This window comes from Micromonospora sp. WMMA1996 (assembly GCF_002573675.1).
GTDB lineage: Bacteria > Actinomycetota > Actinomycetes > Mycobacteriales > Micromonosporaceae > Micromonospora > Micromonospora sediminicola.
Window position 1 is genome coordinate 2,547,275 of sequence record NZ_PDHU01000001.1, and the last position, 24,001, is coordinate 2,571,275.

Here is a 24,001-nt window from a genome sequence, read left to right on the forward strand (position 1 = left end):
TGGGCGTCAGGACTCGGTGCCGTCGAGGGCCAGCCGGATCAGGGTGTCGGTGTCCATCTCGTCGAGGTCGACCTCCGCCCGGTCCGGTTCGGCGGCGGGACCGTCGTCGGCGGTGAGACCGAGCAGCAGGTCCAGCAGTCCGGCCTCGCGGATGCGGGCGAGCGGGATGGTGGCCAGCGCCTGCCGTACCGCGGTCTCGGCCGGGTCGGCCGCCGGCCCGGCGGGCGTGTCGGGCAGCAGGGTGGCGCGCAGGTGGCCGGCGAGCGCGGACGGGTCGGGGTGGTCGAAGACGAGCGTGGTGGGCAGGGACAGGCCGGTGGCCCGGTTGAGCCGGTTGCGCAGCTCGACCGCGGTCAGCGAGTCGAAGCCGAGGTCCTTGAAGGCCCGGTGGGGCTTGACCCGTTCCGGGCCGCCGTGGCCGAGGACGGCGGCGGCCTCGGCGCGGACCAGGTCGGTGAGCCGGCGGTCCTGGTCCTCGCCGGTCAGGTCGCGCAGCCGCTCGCGCAGCGCCGCGCCACCGTCGGCGGGCGCCTCGGCGGCGTCCCGCACCGCCTGCCGGGCCTCGGGCAGGTCGGCCAGGAACGGCCGGGGCCGGGTCGACGCGTACGCCGGGGCGAACGTCGCCCAGTCCACGTCGGCAACGGTCAGCGTGGGTCCGCCCCGGCCGACGGCGACGCGCATGGCGTGCATGGCGTCGGCGGGGGCCATGACCCGCAGGCCGCGCCGGGCCAGTTCCCGCTGGGCGTCGTCGGTGGCCATGCCGCCGTCGGCCCACGGTCCCCAGGCCACCGAGGTGGCGGCGAGGCCGCGCGCGTGCCGCCGCTCGGCCAGCGCGTCGAGGTAGGCGTTGCCGGCGGCGTAGCCGGCCTGTCCGCCGCTGCCCCAGACGCCGGCGATGGAGGCGAACAGCACGAACGCGTCGAGCGGACGGTCGCCGAGCAGCTCGTCCAGGTGGGCCGCGCCGGCGGTCTTGCCGGCCGACACGGCGGCGAGCCGGTCCAGGTCGGTGTCGAGCAGCGGGGCCACGTCGTTGAGGCCGGCGGCGTGCACCACGGCGGTCAGCGGCGCCGGGTCGGCGTCGAGGCGGGCGAGCAGCGTGGCGACGGCGTCCCGGTCGGCCACGTCGCAGGCGGCGACGGTGACGCGGACGCCGAGGGCGGTCAGCTCGTCGCGCAGCGCGGCCGCGCCGGGCGCCGCCTCGCCCCGGCGGCCGGTGAGCACCAGGTGCGCGGCGCCGTGGCCGGCGGCCCAGCGGGCGACGTGGGCGCCGAGCGCGCCGGTGCCGCCGGTGACGAGCACCGTGCCGGAGGGCTGCCACCGCTCGGCGGCGTCGCGCGCGGCGGGGGCGGTCCGTACGAGCCGGCGCGCGTGCAGGCCGGCGGGGCGCAGGGCGAGCTGGTCCTCGTCACCGACGGCGGTGAGGGCGGCGGCGAGGCGGGTCGGGTCGGTGTCGCCGTCGGGCAGGTCGAGCAGGGTGACCCGCAGCCGGGGCAGTTCCAGCCCGGCGACGCGGGCCAGACCCCACAGGGCGCCCTGGCCGGCGCTGCGGACCGGGTCGTCGCCGCCGGTCGCGACGGCGCCCCGGGTGAGGCACCAGAGCGGGGGCGTCTCGCCGGTGTCGTGCAGCGCCTGGACCAGCAGCAGCGTCGCGGCGGTGCCGGCGGGCAGCGCCGGGTGCTCCGGGTGGGGCTCGTCGCGCAGGCCGAGCAGGGAGACCACGCCGGCGACCGGCCCGTCGGCGAGGGCCTTGCCGAGTGCGGCGGCGAGGTCGGCGCGGGTGGTGGTGGCCGGGTCGACGGTGACGCGCCGCAGCTCGGCGCCGGCCAGCGCGGCGCCGACGTGCTCGGCGGCGGGCTCACCGTCCGGGGTGACCAGCAGCCAGGCGCCGTCGGCCGCCGACGGTCCGTCGAGGTCGATCCGGCGCCACTCGACCTGGTACGCCCAGCGGTCGGCCCCGGTGCGGCGGGTGCGGGACCGGCGCCAGGTGGTGAGTGCGGGCAGGGCGGGGGTGAGCGTGTCCAGGTCGTCGTCGCCGAGGTGGCCGGCGAGCGCGGTCAGGTCGCCGCTCTCGACGGCGGCCCAGAACTCGGTGTCGGAGGCGTCGGTGCGGGTGGGGTTGTCGGGCCAGAACCGTTCGTGCTGGAAGGCGTAGGTGGGCAGGTCGACGCGGGTGGCGCCGGTGCCGGCGAACCACGGCGTCCAGTCCACGGTGACGCCGTGCACGTGCAGGTCGGCCAGCCCGGCCAGCAGCGCGCCGGTCTCGTCCCGGTCCCGGCGTTGCACCGCGACCGCGAGCCCGTCTCCCTCGGCAAGGACCTCGGCGGTCAGCGCCGTGAGCACGCTCTGCGGCCCGATCTCCAGGAACGTGTCCACCCCGGCGTCGCGCAGCGCGGTGATCCCGTCGGCGTACCGGACCGCCTCGCGGACGTGCCGCATCCAGTAGTCGGGATCGGTCAGCTCCCCCGGCTCCGCGATGGCACCGGTCACGTTGGACACCACCGGCAGCAACGGCGCGGAGAACGTCAACCCTTCGAGGACCGCCCGGAAGTCGGCCAGCATCGGCTCCACCAGCGGGCTGTGGAACGCGTGCGACACCGTCAGGCGGCGGGTGCGTACGCCCCTGTCCTGCCACGCGCGTTCCACCTCATCGAGCGCCTCGACCGGACCCGAGACCACCACCGACGTCGGCCCGTTGACCGCCGCGATCCCCGTTTCGGGACGGCCGGCGATCGACGCGGCCACCTCGGCCTCCGACGCGGCGACCGCCAGCATCCCGCCGCCGGCCGGCAGCGCCTGCATCAGCCGGCCCCGAGCCGCCACCAACGCACACGCGTCCGACAGCGACAACACCCCCGCCACGAACGCGGCCGTGACCTCACCGATCGAGTGACCACCCACGAAGTCCGGCGTCACCCCGAACGACTCGACCAGCCGGAACAGGGCCACCTCGACCGCGAACAACCCCGCCTGGGTGAACTCGGTCCGGTCCAGCAGGGTCGCCTCGGCCGAGCCCGGCTCCGCGAACAGCACGTCGCGCAGCGGCCGGGACAGCTTCCCGTCCAGGTGATCGGCGACCTCGTCCAGTGCGGCGGCGAACACCGGGAACGCCGCGTACAACTCCCGGCCCATCCCGGCGCGCTGCGCGCCCTGACCGGAGAACAGCAGCGCCAGGTGGCCGCGCGGTTGCGCGGTACCGGTGATCGCCGCGCCGGTGGTGGTGCCGGCGGCCAGCGCGCGCAGCGCGGTGAGCAGCTCGTCCCGGTCGCCGGCGGCCAGGACGGCCCGGTGGTCCAGCGGCGGGCGGGTGGTGAGCGCGGACCAGCCGACGTCGGCGGGGCGGGGTGTCCCGTCGGCGGCGAGCCAGGTCGCCCACCGGTGGGCCTGCGCGGCGAGCCCGGCGTCGGTACGCGCCGACAGCAGCACCGGCAGCACCGCGGGCCCCCCGGGACGGCCGTCGGCGGCGTCGCCGGTCGCGACCGGGTGGTCGGCTCCGGCGGGCTGCTCCAGGACGACGTGGGCGTTGGTGCCGGAGATGCCGAACGAGGACACCGCGGCCCGGCGCGGCCGGTCCTGGTCGGGCCAGGGCGTCGGGGCCGTGGCCAGGGTGACCGCGCCGACGGTCCAGTCGATGTGCGGGGACGGTTCGTCCACGTGCAGCGTCGGTGGCACGATGCCGTGCCGCATGGCGAGAACCATCTTGATGACGCCGGCCACGCCGGCGGCGGCCTGGGTGTGCCCGATGTTGGACTTGATCGAGCCCAGGAGCAGGGGGGTGTCCCGGTCCTGCCCGTAGGTCGCGAGGACCGCCTGCGCCTCGATCGGGTCACCGAGGGTGGTGCCGGTGCCGTGCGCCTCGACCACGTCCACCTCGGACGGCGACAGCCGCGCGTTGGCCAGGGCCTGGCGGATCACCCGCTGCTGGGACGGCCCGTTGGGGGCGGTGAGGCCGTTCGACGCGCCGTCCTGGTTCACGGCGGTGCCGCGTACCACGGCGAGGACGCGGTGACCGCGGCGGCGGGCGTCGCTGAGGCGCTCGACCAGCAGCATGCCGACGCCCTCGCCCCAGCTGGTGCCGTCGGCGCCGGCGGCGAAGGACTTGCACCGCCCGTCGGGGGCGAGTCCGCGTTGCCGGGAGAACCCCACGAACGCGCTGGGCGTGGCCATCACGGTGACGCCGCCGGCGAGGGCGAGGTCGCACTCCCCCGCCCGCAGCGCCTGGCCGGCCAGGTGCAGCGCGACCAGCGACGAGGAGCAGGCGGTGTCGACGGTGACGGCCGGGCCTTCCAGCCCGAACACGTACGCGACGCGGCCGGAGGCGACGCTGCCGGCGGTGCCGTTGACCAGGTAGCCCTCCAGTTCGGCGGAGGCGTCGAGCCGGCCGGCGTAGTCGTGGTGGATGAGGCCGGCGAAGACGCCGGTGGTCGTGGTGCGGTCGTGCGGGTCGAGGCCGGCGGACTCGAACGCCTCCCACGAGGTTTCCAGCAGCAGCCGTTGCTGCGGGTCCATGGCGAGCGCCTCGCGGGGGCTGATGCCGAAGAAGGCCGGGTCGAAGTCGGCGGCGCCGGGCAGGAATCCGCCGTGGCGGGTGCTGGAGGTGCCGGCGCGGTCGGCGTCCGGGTCGTAGAGCGCGTCGAGGTCCCAGCCCCGGTCGGCGGGGAACTCGGCGATCCCGTCGCCGCCGCTGGACACGAGCTGCCACAGCTGGTCGGGGTTGGTGACCCCGCCGGGCAGCCGGCAGGCCATGCCGATGATGGCGATGGGGTCGTCGTCGTCGGTGACGGCGGCGCGGGTGGCGGTGGTGGTGTCGCCGGCCGGGTTGTGGCCGAGGTGCTCGTGCAGGTGGTCGGCGAGGCGTTCCGGGGTCGGGTAGTCGAAGACGAGCGTGGCGGGCAGCCGCAGCCCGGTGGCGGCGGCGAGCCGGTTGCGCAGCTCGACCGAGGTCAGCGAGTCGAAGCCCAGTTCCTTGAAGGCGCGGACGGCGGGCACCGCCTGCGCCGACGGGTGGCCCAGCACCGCGGCGGCCTGCGCGCGCACCAGGTCGACCAGGCGCTCCCGGGCCTCGTCCGGGGTGAGCCCGGCGAGCCGTTCGGCCCAGCTGGTGGCGGTCCCGTCGCCGGTGCGGACCTGTCGGCGTCCGCCGGTGGGGGCCAGCAGCCGCAGCATCGGGGGGAGCTGCGCGGGGTCGCCGGTGATCCGGAGCCGCGCGGCGATCCCGGTCGGCGGTGCGGCGGCGGCGACGGCGTCGAGCAGCGCGGTGCCTTCGGTGGCGGTCAGCCCGGTCATGCCGATCCGGCCGAGTCGCGTGCGGTCGTCGGCGTCGAGCCGCCCGGCCATGCCGCCGTCGGTGGCCCACATGCCCCAGGCGATGCTGGTGGCGGGCAGTCCGTGGGCGCGGCGGTGGGTGGCGAGGGCGTCGAGGAACGCGTTGGCGGCGGCGTAGTTGCCCTGCCCGGGTGAGCCGAGCGTGGCCGCGATCGAGGAGAACAGCACGAACGCGGTCAGGTCCCGGTCGGCGGTGGCCTGGTGCAGCGCCCAGGCGGCGTCCACCTTGGGCCGCATCACCCGCGCCACGGACTCGGCGTCCAGCGATGCGACCGTGGCGTCGTCGAGCACTCCGGCGCAGTGGTGGACGGCGGTCAGGTCGACGCCGTCCAGCAGCCGGGCGACCTGCGCGGTGTCCGACACGTCGACGGCGGCGGTCCGCACGGTCGCGCCGGCCGCCGTCAGGTCGTCGACCAGCGCGGTGTACGCCGGGTCGTCGGCGGGGGCGCGGCGGGCGGCGAGGAGCAGGTTGCGGGACTGCCCGGTGGCGACGAGGTGCCGGGCGACTACGCCGGCCAGCGCGCCGGAGGCGCCGGTGACCAGCGTGACCCGTTCCGGGGCGACGGCAGCCGGAACGGTCAACACCACCTTGCCCACATGCCGGGCCTGACTGACATACCGCAACGCGGTCCGCGCCTGCCGCACGTCCCACGCCCGCACCGGCAACGGCGACAGCGCGTCCCGCTCGAACAGGTCGAGCAGTTCCGCCAGCATCTGCCCGATCCGCTCCCCGCCGGCCTCGTTCAGGTCGAACGACCGGTACGCGACACCTGAATGCTCGGCCGCCACCACCTCGGGGTCCCGCAGGTCGGTCTTGCCCATCTCCACGAACCGGCCGCCGCGCGGCAGCAACCGCAACGACGCGTCCACGAACTCCCCGGCCAGGGCGTCCAACACCACGTCCACACCCGCACCACCGGACGCGGCCAGGAACGCGGCCTCGAACTCGGTGGTCCGCGACGACCCGATCCGGTCCTCCGCGACCCCCAGCCGGCGCAGCGTGTCCCACTTCCCCGGACTCGCCGTCGCATACACCGTCGCACCCAGATGGTGGGCGATCTGGATCGCCGCCATGCCGACCCCACCGGCACCCGAATGGATGAGCACCGACTCACCGGCCCGCAGACCGGCCAGATCCCGCAACGCATACCACGCCGTCAGAAACACCACCGGCACCGACGCGGCCTCAACGAACGACCAGCCCTCCGGCATCCGCGCCACCCGATCCCGCCGCGCCACCACCTGCGGACCGAAACCCGGCTCGAACAACCCGAACACCCGATCACCCGGCACCAGACCCGACACACCCGGCCCGACCTCCAGGACCACACCCGCACCCTCACTACCCATCACCGCCGACGCATCCGGATACATCCCCAACGCGATCAACACGTCCCGGAAGTTCACCCCCGCCGCCCGCACCGCCACCCGCACCTCACCCACGGCCAACGCGGGCGTAGCGGTGGCGCGCACGTCGACGCCGTCGATGGTGCCGGGGTCGACGGCGGCCACGTGCCAGGCGCCGGCCGCCGGCGGCGCCAGCTCGCTGCCGGCCGGACGCGCCAACCGGGGTACGCACACCCGGTCGCCGCGCAGCGCGAGCTGACCGCCCACGGTGGACGGCATGTAAGCGACGGTCGCCAGCAGATCGAGCGCGCGTCGGTCGAGGGCGGAGTCGACGTCGGCGAGCACGATCCGGTCGGGGTGCTCGGACTGGGCGGAGCGCAGCAGTCCCCAGACGGCCGCGCCGGCCGGGTCGGCGGCGCGGTCGTCGTCGCCGGTCGTGACCGCGTCCCGGGTCACCACCACGAGCCGGGAGTCGCGCAGTTCGTCGGCGGCCAGCCACGCCTGCACGGTCGCCAGCACCGCCGTCGTCACCGCCCGCACCCGCCCGGGCAGGTCGCCACGGCCCGAGCCGCGCCGATCGTCGCCGGCCGGGCCCGACAAGCCGGCTGCGGCCGGGCCCGACAGGTCGGCCGCGTGGGTCGCGTCGTCGTCGGCCCAGCCGAGGGGTCCGACGGGCAGCAGCACCGCGTCGGGGGCCGGCGCGCCGTCGGCGACGGCCGCCACCAGCCCGGCCACGTCCGGGAACCGCGCGGGCACGGCCGTGTCGAACCATCCACCCGGCAGCGACGCCGGCGCGCCCGGGCGGGCCTTCCCGCGTCCCGCGCCCCGACCCGCCGCGCGGCGGGTCCGGCCGTCCGGCGCGGGCGCGGCGTCGCGCGGCAGCGCGGCGGTCAGCACCGTCCACGTCACCTCGCGGTCGGCCGGGTCGATCTCCTCGGCCGGCCAGGTCACCACGAACCGGGAGCGCGCGGCCGCGTCCGGTGCGGGGGCGCCGGCCAGTTCACGCAGGACCAGCGCGTCGACCGACACCACCGGCGCGCCCGTCTCGTCCGCCGCGACCAGCCGGACGCCGGAGCCGGTACGGGTCAACCGGACCCGCAGCAGCCGGGCGCCGGCGGCGTGCACCTGGACGCCCTCGAACGCGAACGGCACGCGCGGGCCGCCGTCGGCGGGCAGCAGCAACCCGATCGGGTGCAGCGCGGCGTCCAGCAGCGCCGGGTGCACCGCGAACCCGTCCACCGCCGCGTCGGTGAGCGCCACCTCGGCGTACACCTGGTCCGGGCCGGTCCACACCCGGCGCAGGCCCCGGAACGTCGGCCCGTACGTCAGGCCGTGGCCGACCAGCACGTCGTAGAACCCGGTCAGGTCGGTCTCGGTGACGCCGGCCGGCGGCCAGGCGGTCAGGCCCGGCTCCTCGGCGGCGGCCGGTTCCAGCACCGCCTCGGCGTGGCGCACCCACTGCGCGTCGGTGTCGTCGTCCGGTTGGGCATACACGGCGGCGTCCCGGTTGCCGGCCTCGTCGGCCGCGCCGACGCGCACCTGCACCCGGACGCCGCCGGTGGCGGGCAGGGCGAGCGGCGCGGTGACGGTCAGGTCGCGTACCCGGGGGGCGCCGGCCTCGTCGCCGGCGCGCACCACCAGCTCGACCAGCGCGGTGCCCGGCACCAGGACGGAGCCGCCGACGACGTGGTCGGCCAGCCAGGGCTGCGCGGCCAGCGCGAGGCGGCCGGTCAGCACCAGTTCGTCCGCGCCGGCCAGCCGCACCGCCGCGCCGAGCAGCGGGTGCCCGGGCGCGGCCAGCCCCGCGCCGGACAGGTCGCCGGTGCGCCAGGTGGCGGCGTCGGGCCAGTAACGCCGGCGCTGGAACGGGTAGGTGGGCAGGTCGAGCGGCACGCCGCCGCCGGTCAGCGCGGTCCAGTCCACCGGCGTGCCCGCGGCGTACGCCTCGGCGAGGGCGGTGAGCAGCGCGGACGCCTCGGTGCGTCCGGCGCGCAGGGTCGGCACGACCACCGGAGCCGGGTCGTCGCCGAGGCAGTCCCGGACCATCCCGGAGAGCACCGGGTCCGGCCCGACCTCCAGGTAGGTGCCGACGTGGCGTTCCCGCAGGTGGCTGACGCCGTCGGCGAAACGGACCGCCTCGCGGACGTGCCGCACCCAGTGGTCGGGGTCGCGCAGCTCGTCCGGTTCGGCGATCCGGCCGGTCAGGTTCGACAGCACCGGCAGGCGCGGCGCGTCGAGGGTGAGGCCGTCGACGACGGCCCGGAAGTCGTCCAGCATCGGCGCCATCAGCGGGCTGTGGAACGCGTGGCTGACGGTCAGCCGGCGGACCCGGACACCGCGTTCCCGCCAGGCCCGCTCCACCTCCGCCAGGGCGTCACCGGCCCCGGAGACCACCACCGACGCCGGGCCGTTGACCGCGGCGATCCCGACGTCCGCGCGGCCCGCGACGGCAGCGGCGACCTCGGACTCGGGCGCGGCGACGGCGAGCATCCCGCCGCCGTCGGGCAGCGCCTGCATGAGCCGGCCCCGTGCGGCGACCAGGGCGGCGGCGTCGGGCAGGGAGAGCACCCCGGCGACGTGCGCGGCGGTGATCTCGCCGATCGAATGGCCGCCCACCAGGTCGGGGGTGACGCCGAACGACTCGACCAGGCGGTACAGCGCCACCTCGACGGCGAAGAGCGCGGGCTGGGTGAACTCGGTACGGTCCAGCAGCGCGGCTTCCGGCGCGCCCTCGGGCGCGAAGAGCACCGGCCGCAGCGGCCGGGGCAGCAGCGGGTCGAGGTGGTCGCAGACCTCGTCCAGCGCGGCGGCGAAGACGGGGAACGCCCCGTACGCCTCGCGGCCCATGCCGGGGCGCTGTGCGCCCTGGCCGGAGAAGAGGACGGCGAGCCGGCCGGTACGGGTGGCGCCGCGCACCACGGCGGAGGACGGCTCGTCGGCGGCGACGGCGGTCAGGCCGGCGAGCAGGCCCGCCCGGTCGCGGGGCAGCAGCACGGCCCGGTGTTCGAACGCGGACCGTGCGGTGGCGAGGGCGTGGCCGAGGTCGGCCAGCGGGACCGCCGGGTTCGCCTCGACCCAGGCGGCGAGCCGGCCGGCCTGGGCGCGCAGCGCGTCCGGGGTGCGGGCGGAGAGCACGCACGGAACGCCGAGGTCACCGGGGGCGGGCGCGGCCGGGGCGGGGGCGGGTTCGGGCGCCTGTTCCAGGACGGCGTGCACGTTGGTGCCGGAGATGCCGAACGACGACACGGCGGCGCGGCGGGGCCGGTCCACGGCGGGCCAGGGCTGCGCCCGGTGCGCCAGGGTGATCGCGCCGGCGGTCCAGTCGACGTGCGGGGACGGCTCGTCGGCGTGCAGCGTCGGCGGGACCAGGCCGTGCCGCATGGCCAGGACCATTTTGATCACGCCGGCGACGCCGGCGGCGGCCTGGGTGTGCCCGATGTTCGACTTGACCGAGCCCAGGAGCAGCGGCGTGTCGCGGTCCTGCCCGTACGTGGCCAGCAGCGCCTGCGCCTCGATCGGGTCGCCGAGGGCGGTGCCGGTGCCGTGCGCCTCCACCACGTCCACGTCGCAGGGGTCGAGGCGGGCGTTCGCCAGGGCCTGGCGGATGACCCGCTGCTGGGACGGCCCGTTGGGGGCGGTGAGGCCGCTGCTCGCGCCGTCCTGGTTGACGGCGCTGCCGCGCAGCACGGCGAGGATCCGGCGGCCGTCGCGTTGCGCGTCGGAGAGGCGTTGCAGCAGCAGCATGCCGACGCCCTCGGCGAAGCCGGTGCCGTCGGCGCCGGCGCCGAACGCCTTGCACCGCCCGTCCGGGGACAGGCCGCGTTGGCGGGAGAACTCGGCGAGCATGCCGGGGGTGGACATGACGGTGACTCCGCCGGCCAGCGCGAGCCCGCACTCCTGCTGGCGCAGCGCCTGGGCGGCGAGGTGCAGCGCGACCAGCGACGAGGAGCAGGCGGTGTCGACGGTGACGGCCGGGCCCTCCAGGCCGAGCAGGTAGGAGATGCGGCCGGAGGCGACGCTGCCGGCGCTGCCGTTGCCGACGTACCCGTCCAGGTCGTCGCCGGCGCCGACAGCGGTGCCGGCGTAGTCGTGGTAGATCAGTCCGACGTAGACGCCGGTGGCGCTGCCCCGGACGGTGAGCGGGTCGACGCCGGCGCGTTCCAGCGCCTCCCACGAGGTTTCCAGCAGCAGCCGCTGCTGCGGGTCCATGGCGAGCGCCTCGCGCGGGTTGATGCCGAAGAAGGCGGCGTCGAAGTCGGCGGCGTCGTAGAGGAAACCGCCGTGCCGGGGCGCCGGCCGGTCGGCGTCGTCGCCGAGGACGCTGAGGTCCCAGCCGCGGTCGGTGGGGAACGGCGCGATGACGTCGGCGCCTGCGGTGACCAGGTCCCACAGGTCCTCGGGGGTGCGGACGTCGCCGGGGAAGCGGCAGGCCATGCCGACGACGGCGATCGGCTCGTCGACGGTGGTGGTCACGCCGGACACGGGGGTGGCGGCCGGCGCGGCCGACCCGCCGATCTCCCGGTCGAGGTGGTCGGCGAGCACGACGGGGGTGGGGTGGTCGAACGCGACGGTGGCGGGCAGCCGCAGCCCGGTGGCGGCGGCGAGCCGGTTGCGCAGTTCGACCGAGGTGAGCGAGTCGAAGCCGAGTTCCCGGAACGGGCGCTGCGGGTCGACGCCGTCGGCGCCGCGGTGTCCGAGCACCGCGGCCGCGGCGGCGGTGACCAGGTCGAGGAGGTGGCCGCGCCGGGCGGCCGGGCTGAGCGCCGCGAGCCGGTCGGCCAGGGACAGGTCCTCTCCGGTACGCGCGGCGGCCCGCCGCCGCGCGGGGCGGATCAGGTCGCGCAGCAGCGCCGGTACGCGGGCCGGGTCGGGGCTGGTCGGCACCTTCATCAGGACGACGTGTGCGCCGCCGTGGCGGCCGGCCGCGTCGAGCAGGGCCAGCCCTTCGGTGTCGGTGAGCGGGGCGCTGCCGGCGCGGATGGCGCGGCGGTGCTCGCCGTCGTCGAGGTGCGCGGTCATCGCGCTGGTGGTGGCCCAGAGTCCCCAGGCGAGGCTGGCCGCCGGCAGTCCGTGGGCGCGGCGGTGGGTGGCGAGGGCGTCGAGGAACGCGTTGGCGGCGGCGTAGTTGCCCTGTCCGGGTGAGCCGAGCGTGGCCGCGATCGAGGAGAACAGCACGAACGCGGTCAGGTCCCGGTCGGCGGTGGCCTGGTGCAGCGCCCAGGCGGCGTCCACCTTGGGCCGCATCACCCGCTCGAGCGCGGCGTCGTCGAGTCCGGTGATGGTGGCGTCGGCGATGGCGCCGGCGCAGTGGTAGACGGCGGTGAGGTCCGCCCCGGCGACCAGGTCGGCGACGCGTACCGAGTCGCCGAGGTCCACCGCGACGGCCCGTACGGTCGCCCCGGCCGTGGTCAGCTCGTCGACCAGCGCGGTGTAGGCCGGGTCGTCGGCGGGGGCGCGGCGGGCTGCCAGGAGCAGGTTGCGGGACTGCCCGGTGGTGACCAGGTGCCGGGCGACCAGGCCGGCGAGGGTGCCGCTGGCGCCGGTGACCAGTGTGACGCGGTCCGGGTCGGCGGTGGCGGGGACGGTGAGCACGACCTTGCCGACGTGGCGGGCCTGGCTGATGTGCCGCAGCGCGGTGCGCGCCCGCCGGACGTCCCAGGTGCGGGTGGGCAGCGGTCGCAGCGCTCCCCGCTCGAACAGTTCCAGGAGTTCGGTGAGCATCTGCCCGAGGCGCTCGCCGCCGGCGGAGTTGAGTTCGAACGACCGGTAGGTGACGCCGGGGTGCTGGACCGCGACGAGGTCGGGGTCGCGGACGTCGGTCTTGCCCATCTCCACGAACCGGCCACCGCGCGGCAGCAACCGCAACGACGCGTCCACGAACTCCCCGGCCAGCGCGTCCAACACCACGTCCACGCCGGCGCCGTCGGACGCGGCCAGGAACGCGGCCTCGAACTCGGTGGTCCGCGACGACGCGATCCGGTCCTCCGCGACCCCCAGCCGGCGCAGCGTGTCCCACTTGCCAGGGCTCGCCGTCGCATACACCGTCGCACCCAGATGACGGGCGATCTGGATCGCCGCCATCCCGACCCCACCGGCACCCGAATGGATCAGCACCGACTCACCGGCCCGCAGCCCGGCCAGATCCCGCAACGCATACCACGCCGTCAGAAACACCACCGGCACCGACGCCGCCTCAACGAACGACCAGCCCACCGGCATCCGCGCCACCCGATCCCGCCGCGCCACCACCTGCGGACCGAAACCCGGCTCGAACAACCCGAACACCCGATCACCCGGCACCAGACCCGACACACCCGGCCCGACCTCCAGGACCACACCCGCGCCCTCACTACCCATCACCGCAGCCGGATCCGGATACATCCCCAACGCGATCAACACGTCCCGGAAGTTCACCCCCGCCGCCCGCACCGCCACCCGCACCTCACCCACGGCCAACGCGGGCGTAGCGGTGGCGCGCACATCGACGCCGTCGATGGTGCCGGGGTCGACGGCGGCCACATGCCAGGCGCCGGCCGGCGGGACGAGCCGGTCCCCGGACGGGCGGACGACGCGAGGTGCCAGGACGTCGCCGTCGCGCAGCGCGAGTTGCCCGCCGGCCGCGGCGAGCGGCGCGAGCGTGTCGGGGTCGGCGTCCCGGTCGAGGTCGACCAGCACGATCCGGTCCGGGTGCTCGGACTGCGCCGAACGCAGCAGCCCCCACACGGCGGCGCCGGCCAGGTCGGTGACGTCCTCCTCGTCGCGGGCCGCCACCGCGCCCCGGGTCGCCACCACCAGGCGTGAGTCCGCGAGGGTGTCGGCGGCCAGCCAGTCCCGCACGGTGGCCAGCACCGTCGACGTGACCGACCGGACCCGCGTCGGCAGGTCGGCGTCGTTACCGGCCGGAACCGGGAGCAGCACCGCGTCGGGGGCCGGCGCGCCGGTCTGGACGGCCGCCGCCAGCGCGGCCACGTCGGGGTACGCGGCAGTGTGATCCCCGAGGGCCGGGACGCCCGACGCGGAGCCCGAGCTGCCGACGTCCGTGCGTGCCGCACCAACGGTCACCGCCGTTCCGGCCTCCGGCCGCGCCGTGCCGGCGGCGACCGCCGTGCCGGCGTCGGTGCCCGTCACGGGGGCGCCGAATGCGGCGAGCGTCGCCCAGGACCGGGGTCCGCCGGTGGGCGGGAGGTCCCGGACCGACCAGGCGACCTCCAGGACGGACCGGTCGGCGGCGGTCGGACGGCCCGTGCCGTCAGCCAGTTCCGTGAGCACCAGGGAGTCCACCGAGACCACCGGCGCGCCGGTCTCGTCGGCCGCGACGAGCCGCACCGCCGAGCCGGTACGGCGCAGCCGCACCCGCAGGACGGCCGCGCCGGCGGCGTGCACCTGCACGCCCTCGAACGTGAACGGCACGCGCGGCCCGGAGGTGGCGTCACCGCTGGGGAGCAGGCCGATCGGGTGCAGCGCGGCGTCGAGCAGCGCCGGGTGCACCTCGAACCGGCCGGCCCGCTCGGCCGGCCCGTCCGGCAGGGCCACCTCGGCGTAGACGGTGTCGTCGTCGGTCCAGGCCCGGCGCAGGCCCCGGAACGCCGGCCCGTAGGCCAGGCCGTGCCCGGCGAGCGTGTCGTACCAGCCGGTGAGGTCCACCTCGGTCGCGTCGGCGGGCGGCCAGGAGCCCGGCGTGGGCTCGTCGGCGGTGGCCGGCTCCAGCAGCCCTTCGGCGTGCCGGGTCCACCCGTCGTCGGTGGCGTCGGCGGGTTGGGCGTGGACGGTCACCGGGCGGGCGCCGGCGTCGTCGGGGGCGCCGACGCGCACCTGCACCCGCAGTCCGCCGGTGTCCGGCAGCGTGAGGGGGTGACCAGCGTCAGTTCGCGCACCCGGGGGGCGCCGACCTCGTCGCCGGCCCGGACCACCAGCTCGACCAGCGCGGTGCCGGGCAGCAGCACGGCGCCGGCGACGGCGTGGTCGGCCAGCCACGGCTGGGCGGACAGCGCGAGCCGGCCGGTCAGGACCACCTCGTCGGCGTCGGCCAGTCGCACCGCCGCGCCGAGCAGCGGGTGCCCGGCGGCGCCGAGGCCGGCGCCGGTGACGTCGCCGCCGGCCGCCGTGCCCGGCTCGGGCCAGAAGCGTTCCCGCTGGAAGGCGTACGGGGGCAGGTCGACCCGGGTGGCGTCGGAGCCGGCGAACACGGCCGCCCAGTCGACGGGTACGCCGGCGGTGTGCAGGGCGCCGAGGGCGGTGAGCAGCTGGCGGGGGCCGTGTTCGTCGCGGCGCAACGATCCGACGACCACGCCGGGCGGGCCGGCGGGCGCCCGGTCGAGCGCGTCCTGCACCACGACCTTGAGCACCGGGTGCGGGCTGACCTCGACGAACACCCGGTGACCGGTGTCGATCAGCGCGTCCACGACCGGCGCGAGGCGGACCGGTTCACGCAGGTTGCGGAACCAGTAGTCGGCGTCGAGGTCGGCGGTGTCGATCGGTTCGCCGGTGACGGTGGAGTGGAACGCGATCCGGCTCGGACGGGGGTGGAGCGTGCCGATCGCGGCGGTGATGTCGTCGCGGACCGCGTCGACGTGGGCGCAGTGGGAGGCGTAGTCGACAGCGATGCGCCGGGCCCGCAGTTCCCGGTCGGCGCAGGCGGCGAGCAGGTCGTCGACGGCGTCCGCGTCGCCGGAGACGACGGTGACGGCGGCGCCGTTGAGCGCGGCGACGCCGAGGCGGTCGCCCCAGGGGGCGATGAGGTCGGCGGTGTCGGCGGCGGAGAGCGGCACGGAGACCATCCCGCCCCGGCCGGTGAGGGCGAGCAGGCCCCGGCTGCGGGCCACCACGAGCCGCAGCGCGTCGGGCAGGGTGAGCGCGCCGGCCACGCAGGCGGCGGCGATCTCGCCCTGGGAGTGGCCGATCACGGCGTCGGGGCGTACGCCGCAGGAGCGCCACACCTCGGCGAGGGAGACCATCACGGTGAACAGCAGCGGTTGGACCACGTCGACCCGGTCCAGCGGTGGGGCGCCGGGGGCGCCGCGCAGCACGTCCTCGGGCGTCCAGTCGACGAGGTCGGCCAGTTCGGCGGCGCACTCGCGCATCCGGTCCCGGAAGACCGGGGAGCGGTCGAGCAGGTCGAGCGCCATGCCGGGCCACTGGGAGCCCTGGCCGGGGAAGACGAGGACGACCTTCGGCGTACCGTCGGCGGGCTGGGCCGGCGGCGTGGCGGCGGTGAGCGCGGCGAGCGCGGCGGCGCGGTCGGCGACGACGGTGACCTGCCGGTAGGGGTGGTGCGCGCGGCCGGTGGCGAGCGACCAGCCGAGGTCGGCCAGGTCGAGGTCGGGGTGCGCGGCGAGGTGCTCGTGCAGGCGCGCGGCCTGGGCCGGCAGGGCGCGGGCGGTGCGGGCGGAGACGAGCAGCGGCACCGCGTCAGCGCCGACCAGGCCGGGGCCGGTGGCGGGCGCGGGGTCGGCCGGTGCCGCGGTGGGGGCGGCCTCGATGACGGCGTGGGCGTTGGTGCCGGAGATGCCGAACGAGGAGACGGCGGCGCGGCGGGGCCGGTCGAGCGCGGGCCAGGGGGTGGGCGCGGTGACGAGGGTGACGGCGCCGGCGGTCCAGTCGACGTGCGGGGACGGCTCGTCGGCGTGCAGCGTCGCGGGGACGATCCCGTGCCGCATGGCGAGGACCATCTTGATCAGGCCGGCGACGCCGGCGGCGGCCTGGGTGTGGCCGATGTTCGACTTGATCGAGCCGAGCAGCAGCGGGGTGTCCCGGTCCTGGCCGTACGTGGCGAGCAGCGCCTGCGCCTCGATCGGGTCACCGAGGGTGGTGCCGGTGCCGTGCGCCTCGACCACGTCCACCTCGGACGGCGACAGCCGCGCGTTGGCCAGGGCCTGCCGGATCACCCGCTGCTGCGACGGACCGTTCGGCGCGGTGAGCCCGTTGGACGCGCCGTCGGAGTTGACGGCGGTGCCGCGCACCACGGCGAGGATCCGGCGGCCCTCCCGCCGCGCGTCGGAGAGCCGCTGGACCAGCAGCAGACCGGCGCCCTCACCCCAGCCGGTGCCGTCGGCGGCGGCGCCGAACGCCTTGCATCGCCCGTCCGGGGCCAGCCCGCCCTGGCGGGAGAACTCGGAGAACATGCCGGGGGTGGCCATCAGCGCGACGCCGCCGGCGAGCGCCATGTCGCACTCCCCGGAGCGCAGCGTCTGCGCGGCCAGGTGCAACGCGACCAGCGACGAGGAGCAGGCGGTGTCGACGGTGACGGCCGGACCTTCCAGGCCGAACGCGTAGGCGACCCGGCCGGAGGCGACGCTGCCGGCGGTGCCGGTGAGCAGGTGGCCTTCGAGGCCGTCGGCGCCGGTGGCGGCGTATCCGGAGGAGGCAGCGCCGACGAAGACGCCGGTGGCGGTGCCGGCGCGGGTGGTCGGGTCGAGGCCGGCGGACTCGAACGCCTCCCAGGACGTTTCCAGCAGCAGCCGCTGCTGCGGGTCCATGGCCAGGGCCTCGCGGGGGCTGATGCCGAAGAAGGCCGGGTCGAAGTCGCCGGCGTCGGCGAGGAAGCCGCCGTGGCGGGTGGTGGAGGTGCCGGCCCGCTCGGCGTCCGGGTCGTAGAGCGCGTCGAGGTCCCAGCCCCGGTCGGTCGGGAACCCGCCGATGGCGTCCGCGCCGGCGGCGACGAGGTCCCACAGCTGGTCCGGGGTGGCGATGCCGCCCGGGTAGCGGCAGGCCATGCCGATGACGGCGAGGGGTTCGTCGGTGCCGGCCGGACCCGCCGCGCGGGCGGTCGACGCGGCGGGTGCGGCGGCGGCGAGCCGGGCGTGGAGGTGCTCGGCGACGCGGGCCGGGGTGGGGTGGTCGAAGACGAGTGTGGCGGGCAGCCGCAGCCCGGTGGCGGCGGCGAGCCGGTTGCGCAGCTCGACCGAGGTCAGCGAGTCGAAGCCCAGTTCCTTGAAGGCGCGGGTTTCCGGCACGGCGTGGGCGCTCGGGTGGCCCAGCGCCGCGGCGGCCTGCGCGCGGACCAGGTCGACCAGGCGCTCGCGGGCCTCGTCCGGGGCGAGCGCGGCCAGCCGTTCGGCCCAGCCCGCCTCGCCGGTCGCCGTGTCCTGTGCCGTCCGGCGGGCGCCGGCGCGGGCCAGTCCGCGCAGGATCGCCGGGTAACGGCCGGCGTCGCCGGTGAGCCGCAGCCGGGCCGCCGCGACGGCGGGCAGCGCGCGGCGGGTGGCGGCGTCGAGCAGGGCGGCGCCCTCGGTGGCGGTGAGCGGGGTCATGCCGAGGCGGCGCAGTCGCCGCGCGTCGTCCCGGTCGAGGTGGGCGGTCATCGCGCTGGTGGTGGCCCACATGCCCCAGGCGATGCTGGTGGCGGGCAGTCCGTGGGCGCGGCGGTGGGTGGCGAGGGCGTCGAGGAACGCGTTGGCGGCGGCGTAGTTGCCCTGCCCGGGTGAGCCGAGCGTGGCCGCGATCGAGGAGAACAACACGAACGCGGTCAGGTCCCGGTCGGCGGTGGCCCGGTGCAGCGCCCAGGCGGCGTCCACCTTGGGCCGCATCACCCGCTCGAGCGCGTCGTCGTCGAGTCCCGCGACGGTGGCGTCGGCGACGAGCCCGGCGCAGTGGTAGACGGCGGTCAGGTCGACGCCGTCCAGCAGGTCGGCCACCGCCGCCCGGTCCCCCACGTCCACAGCGACGGACCGCACCGACGCACCCGCGGCCGTCAGCTCGTCGACCAGGCTCGCGTAGGCCGGGTCGTCGGCCGGACCACGGCGGGCGGCCAGGAGCAGGTTGCGGGACTGTCCGGTGGCCACCAGGTGCCGGGCGACGACGCCGGCCAGCGCGCCGGAGGCGCCGGTGACCAGCGTGACCCGCTCCGGGTCGACGGCGGCCGGAACAGTCAGCACCACCTTGCCCACATGCCGGGCCTGACTGACATACCGCAACGCGGTCCGCGCCTTCCGCACGTCCCACGCCCGCACCGGCAACGGCGACAACACGTCCCGCTCGAACAGGTCGAGCAGCTCCGCCAGCATCTGCCCGATCCGCCCACCACCGGCCTCGTTCAGGTCGAACGACCGGTAGGCCACGCCGGGGTGCTGGGCCGCGACGAGGTCGGGCTCGCGGACGTCGGTCTTGCCCATCTCGACGAACCGGCCGCCACGCGGCAACAACCGCAACGACGCGTCCACGAACTCCCCCGCCAGGGCGTCCAACACCACGTCCACGCCAGCGCCGTCGGACGCGGCCAGGAACACGGCCTCGAACTCCGTGGTCCGCGACGACCCGATCCGCCCCTGCTCGACCCCCAGCCGGCGCAGCGTGTCCCACTTCCCCGGACTCGCCGTCGCATACACCGTCGCACCCAGATGGTGGGCGATCTGGATCGCCGCCATGCCGACCCCACCGGCACCCGAATGGATGAGCACCGACTCACCGGCCCGCAGACCGGCCAGGTCCCGCAACGCGTACCACGCCGTCAGGAACACCAGCGGGACGGAGGCGGCCTCGGTGAACGACCAGCCGGCCGGGATCCGGGCCACCCGCTCGCGCGCGGCGAGCACCTGCGGGCCGAAGCCCGGTTCGAACATGCCCAGCACCCGGTCGCCCGGCGCCAGGTCGGTCACGTCCGGCCCGACGTCGAGGACGACACCCGCGCCCTCGCTGCCCATCCGGGCGTCCGGGTCCGGATACATGCCGAGCGCGACCAGCACGTCGCGGAAGTTCACGCCGGTGGCCCGCACGGCGACGCGGACCTGTCCGGGCCCCGGCGCGGCGGGGGCGGCGGGCACCGGCGCGACGCCGTCGATGGTGCCGGGAGCGACCGGCGCGAGGTGCCAGAGCCCGTCCGGCGGCCGCAGCTCGTCGTCGGCCGGCCGACCCAACCGGGGTACGCGCACCGCGCCGCCGCGCAACGCCACCTGACCGCCGGTCGGCGCGGGGTCGACGACCACCCCGGCCAGCGCGGACAACGCCTCGGCGTCGACCTCGCCGTCGAGGTCGGCCAGCACGATCCGGCCCGGGTGCTCCGACTGCGCCGAGCGCAGCAGCCCCCACACCGCCGCGCCGGCGAGGTCGGTGACCCGGTCCTCGCCCCCGGCGGCGACCGCGCCCCGGGTGAGCACCACCAGCCGCGTATCGGCGAGCGCGTCGGCGGCCAGCCACTCCTGCACGGTGACCAGCACCGCCGCCGTCACCGCCCGGACCCGCTCCGGCAGCCCGGAGCCGTCCGGTCCGGCCGGATCGTCGACACCGGCCGGACCGCTCGGGTCGCCGGCGGCGTCCCCCGGCCCGGTGGGAGCCGCGCCGGTCGGAGCCGGTCCGGTCGGAGCCGCGCCGGTCGGAGCCGGGGCAGGAGCGAACGGCAGCAGCACGGCGTCGGGGGTCGGGGCGCCGGCGTGCACGGCGGCCACCAGCGCGGCCATGTCCGGATGGGCGGGCCCGGGCGCGGCGCCGAGCGGGTCGGAGCCGGGCGGGGTCAGCACCGCCCAGGTCGGCGGGGTGACCGGCGCGGTGACCTCCTCGACCGGCCAGGCCAGCGCGTACAGGGACCGGTCGGCCGCGCCCGCCGCGGCGGTCCCGGTCAGCTCCCGCAGGGCCAGCGCGTCCACCGACACCACCGGCGCGCCGGCCGCGTCGACCGCGACCAACCGCACCGACGAGCCGGCGCGGGTCAGCCGTACCCGCAGCACCGTCGCGCCGGCCGCGTGCAACTGCACGCCCTCGAACGCGAACGGCACCCGGGGGCCGTCTCCGGCGCCGGCGTCGAGCAGGCCGATCGGGTGCAGGGCCGCGTCGAGCAGCGCCGGGTGCACCCCGAAGCCGGTCGCGTCGACGCCGTCGGGGAGCGCCACCTCGGCGTACGCGGCGTCCGGGCCGGACCAGACCCGACGGACGCCCCGGAACGCCGGCCCGTACGCCAGGCCGTGCGCGGCGAACGCGTCGTACCAGCCGGTCACGTCCACCTCGGACGTCCCGGCCGGCGGCCACTCGCCGAGGGTCGGCCCGTCGGCGGCGGCGGGTTCCAGCACACCGTCGGCGTGCCGGAGCCACTCGGTGTCCGGGTCGTCCTCGGGCTGGGCGTGCACGGTCACCGGTCGGGCGCCGGTGTCGTCGGCGGCGCCGACGCGCACCTGCACCCGTACCGCGCCGGTGGCGGTGAGGGTGAGCGGGGTGGCGACGGTGAGGTCCCGGATCCGGGCGGCCTCGATCTCGTCGCCGGCCCGCACGACCAGCTCCAGCAGCGCGGTGCCGGGCACCACCACGGCGTCGCCGACCACGTGGTCGGCCAGCCACGGGTGGGTGGCGACGGACAGCCGGCCGGTGAGCACCACCTCGTCGTCGCCGGCGAGCCGGACGGCCGCGCCGAGCAGCGGGTGCCCGGCGACGCCGAGTCCCGCGCCGGACACGTCGCCGGCCTGCCAGGCCGGCGCGTCCGGCCAGAACCGCTGCCGCTGGAACGCGTAGGTGGGCAGGTCGACGGGGCGGGCGCCGGTGCCGTCGAACCAGGGCGTCCAGTCGACGTCGACGCCGTGCGTGTGCAGTTCGGCGAGCGCGGCCAGCAGCGCCTCGACCTCGGGCCGGTCGTGCCGCTGTGTGGCCACGGTGAGCACGGCGTCGTCGTCGGCCAGCGCCTCGGCGGTCAGCCCGGTCAGCACGCTGCGCGGGCCGATCTCCAGGAACGTGTCCGCGCCGGCCGCGCGCAGCGCGGTCACGCCGTCGGCGTAGCGGACGGCCTCGCGGACGTGCCGTACCCAGTAGTCGGGCGTGCGCAGGTCGTCGCCCTCGGCCAGGGCGCCGGTCAGGTTGGACACCACCGGCAGCGTCGGGGCGTGGAAGGTCAGCTTCGCCAGCACCGCGCGGAAGCGGTCCAGCATCGGTTCCATCAGCGGGCTGTGGAACGCGTGCGACACGGTCAGCCGCCGCACCCGTACGCCCCGGTCGGTCCACCGCCGGGCCAGGTCGTCCAGCGCCTCGGTGGCGCCGGAGACCACCACCGACGACGGGCCGTTGACCGCCGCGACGCCCACCCGGTCGGTGTGGTCGTCCAGGTCGGCGCGTACGTCCGCCTCGGTGGCCGCGACCGCGAGCATGCCGCCGCCGTCGGGCAGCGCCTGCATGAGCGCGCCGCGCGCGGCCACCAGCAGGCAGGCGTGTTCCAGCGACAGCACGCCGGCCAGGTGCGCGGCGGTGACCTCGCCGATCGAGTGGCCGGCCAGCAGGTCCGGGGTGACGCCGAACGCCTCGACCAGCCGGAACAGCGCCACCTCGACCGCGAACAACCCGGCCTGGGTGAACGCGGTGCGGTCCAGCAGCGCGGCGTCGTCGGCGCCCGCGGCGGCGAACAGCACCTCCTTCAGCGGCCGGGGCAGCGCCCGGTCCAGGTGCCCGCACACCTCGTCCAGCGCGGCGGCGAACACCGGGAACGTCGCGTACAGCTCCCGGCCCATCCCGGCGCGCTGCGCGCCCTGCCCGGAGAAGAGCACCGCGAGCGGGCCCCGGTCGGTCGCCTCGCCGGTGACCAGCGCGCCGGACGGCTCGCCCGCGGCCAGCGCGCGCAGCGCGGCGCGCAGCCCGTCGGTGCCGGTGACGGCGAGCACGGCCCGCCGGTCCAGGGTGGCCCGGGTGGTGACCGACGCGTACCCGACGTCCCGGGGACGGGGCGCGGGCCCGGCGTCCAGCCAGGCGGCCCAGCGCTCGGCCTGGGCGGCGAGCGCGGCCGGGTGGGCGGCGGAGAGCAGGACCGGCACGACCGGCCGGTCCGCGGTGGTCGCCGACTCGGGGGCGGGCTCGGCCGGCGGGGCCTCCTCGACGAGCAGGTGGGCGTTGGTGCCGCTCATGCCGAAGGAGGAGACGGCGGCCCGGCGGACCCGGTCGGGCTCGGCCGGCCACGGCTGCGCGTCGGTGAGCAGGGCGACCTCGCCGGTCGACCAGTCGACGTGCGGGGTCGGCTCGTCGGCGTGCAGCGTGGCCGGGAGCAGGCCGTGCCGCAGCGCGAGCACCATCTTGATCACACCGGCGACGCCGGCGGCGGCCTGGGTGTGGCCGAGGTTGGACTTGAGGGAGCCGAGCCGCAGCGGCCGCCCGGCGGGCCGGTCCCGCCCGTACGTGGCGAGCAGCGCCTGCGCCTCGATCGGGTCGCCGAGCGTGGTGCCGGTGCCGTGCGCCTCGACCACGTCCACGTCGGCCGGGGTGAGGCCGGCGTTGGCCAGCGCCTGGCGGATGACCCGCTGCTGGGCCGGGCCGTTGGGCGCGGTGAGGCCGCTGCTGGCGCCGTCGGAGTTGACCGCGCTGCCCCGGATCACGGCCAGGACGGGGTGGCCGAGCCGCCGGGCGTCGCTGAGCCGTTCGACCAGGACCAGGCCGACGCCCTCGGCCCAGCCGGTGCCGTCGGCGGCGGCGGAGAACGCCTTGCAGCGTCCGTCGGCGGCCAGCCCGCGTTGCCGGGAGAACTCGACGAAGCCGCCCGGGGTGGCCATCACGCTGGCGCCGCCGGCGACGGCCAGGGTGCACTCGCCGTCGCGCAGCGCCTGCGTGGCCAGGTGCAGGGCGACCAGCGACGACGAGCAGGCGGTGTCGATCGTGACGGCCGGCCCTTCCAGGCCGAACGTGTAGGCCAGGCGGCCGGAGATGACGCTGGCGGCGGTGCCGGTCAGCACGTACCCCTCGGCGCCCTCGGGCAGGCGGCGCAGCACCGACGCGTAGTCCTGGCCGGCGGTGCCCACGAACACGCCGGTGCGGCTGCCGCGCAGCGTGCCGACGTCGACGCCGGCCCGCTCGAACACCTCCCAGGTGGTCTCCAGCAGCAGCCGCTGCTGCGGGTCCATGGCCAGCGCCTCGCGCGGGCTGATGCCGAACAGTGTGGGGTCGAAGTCACCGGCGTCGGCGAGGAACCCGCCCCGGTCGCTGTACGAGGTGCCGGGGTGGTCCGGGTCCGGGTCGTACAGCCCGGCCAGGTCCCAGCCGCGATCGGTAGGGAACGGGCCGGTCGCGTCGGTGCCGGCGACGACCAGGTCCCAGAGCTGCTCAGGGGACGCGACTCCGCCGGGGAACCTGCAGGCCATGCCGACCACCGCGATCGGCTCCGGTTCCTCCAGCTCGCGCAGGCGCCGGTGCGCCTGGCGGAGCTCGGTGGTCACCCACTTGAGATGTTCGAGGAGCTTCTCTTCGTCCGCCATGATCCACCCGCCCGAACTTGCTGCCGATCGATTCCGTCGAACACCGAGATGGCCGCCGGTACGGCACACCGGTGACCGGGGACGGCCGACGGCGACGGGGGTACACCGGCACCCGGCCCGTCACCGTGCATGGACGCTACTGAGCGCTGAGCTGCGACCCCAACCCCTACGGACCCCTCATTCACCTC

General features: G+C 76.9%; 2 protein-coding genes. Both read right to left on the reverse strand.

Going from position 1 to position 24,001, the window contains the following annotated elements; genetic code table 11:
• Positions 1-6: 6 nt before the first annotated feature.
• On the reverse strand, positions 7-14,487 hold the full coding sequence (locus COO58_RS30735; RefSeq protein WP_176558792.1) for a type I polyketide synthase: 14,481 nt from the start codon (positions 14,485-14,487) through the stop codon (positions 7-9).
• Positions 14,439-23,813: a type I polyketide synthase gene (locus COO58_RS30740; RefSeq protein ID WP_141561880.1), complete on the reverse strand. Its 9,375-nt coding sequence runs from the start codon at positions 23,811-23,813 to the stop codon at positions 14,439-14,441. Before COO58_RS30740 ends, COO58_RS30735 begins: the two co-directional genes overlap by 49 nt.
• Positions 23,814-24,001 lie beyond the last annotated feature (188 nt).

What these genes read in the sequence shown, in the direction of transcription:
- COO58_RS30740 (WP_141561880.1), bottom strand. Translation starts at nt 23,813, where the DNA reads ATGGCGGACGAAGAGAAGCTCCTCGAACATCTCAAGTGGGTGACCACC.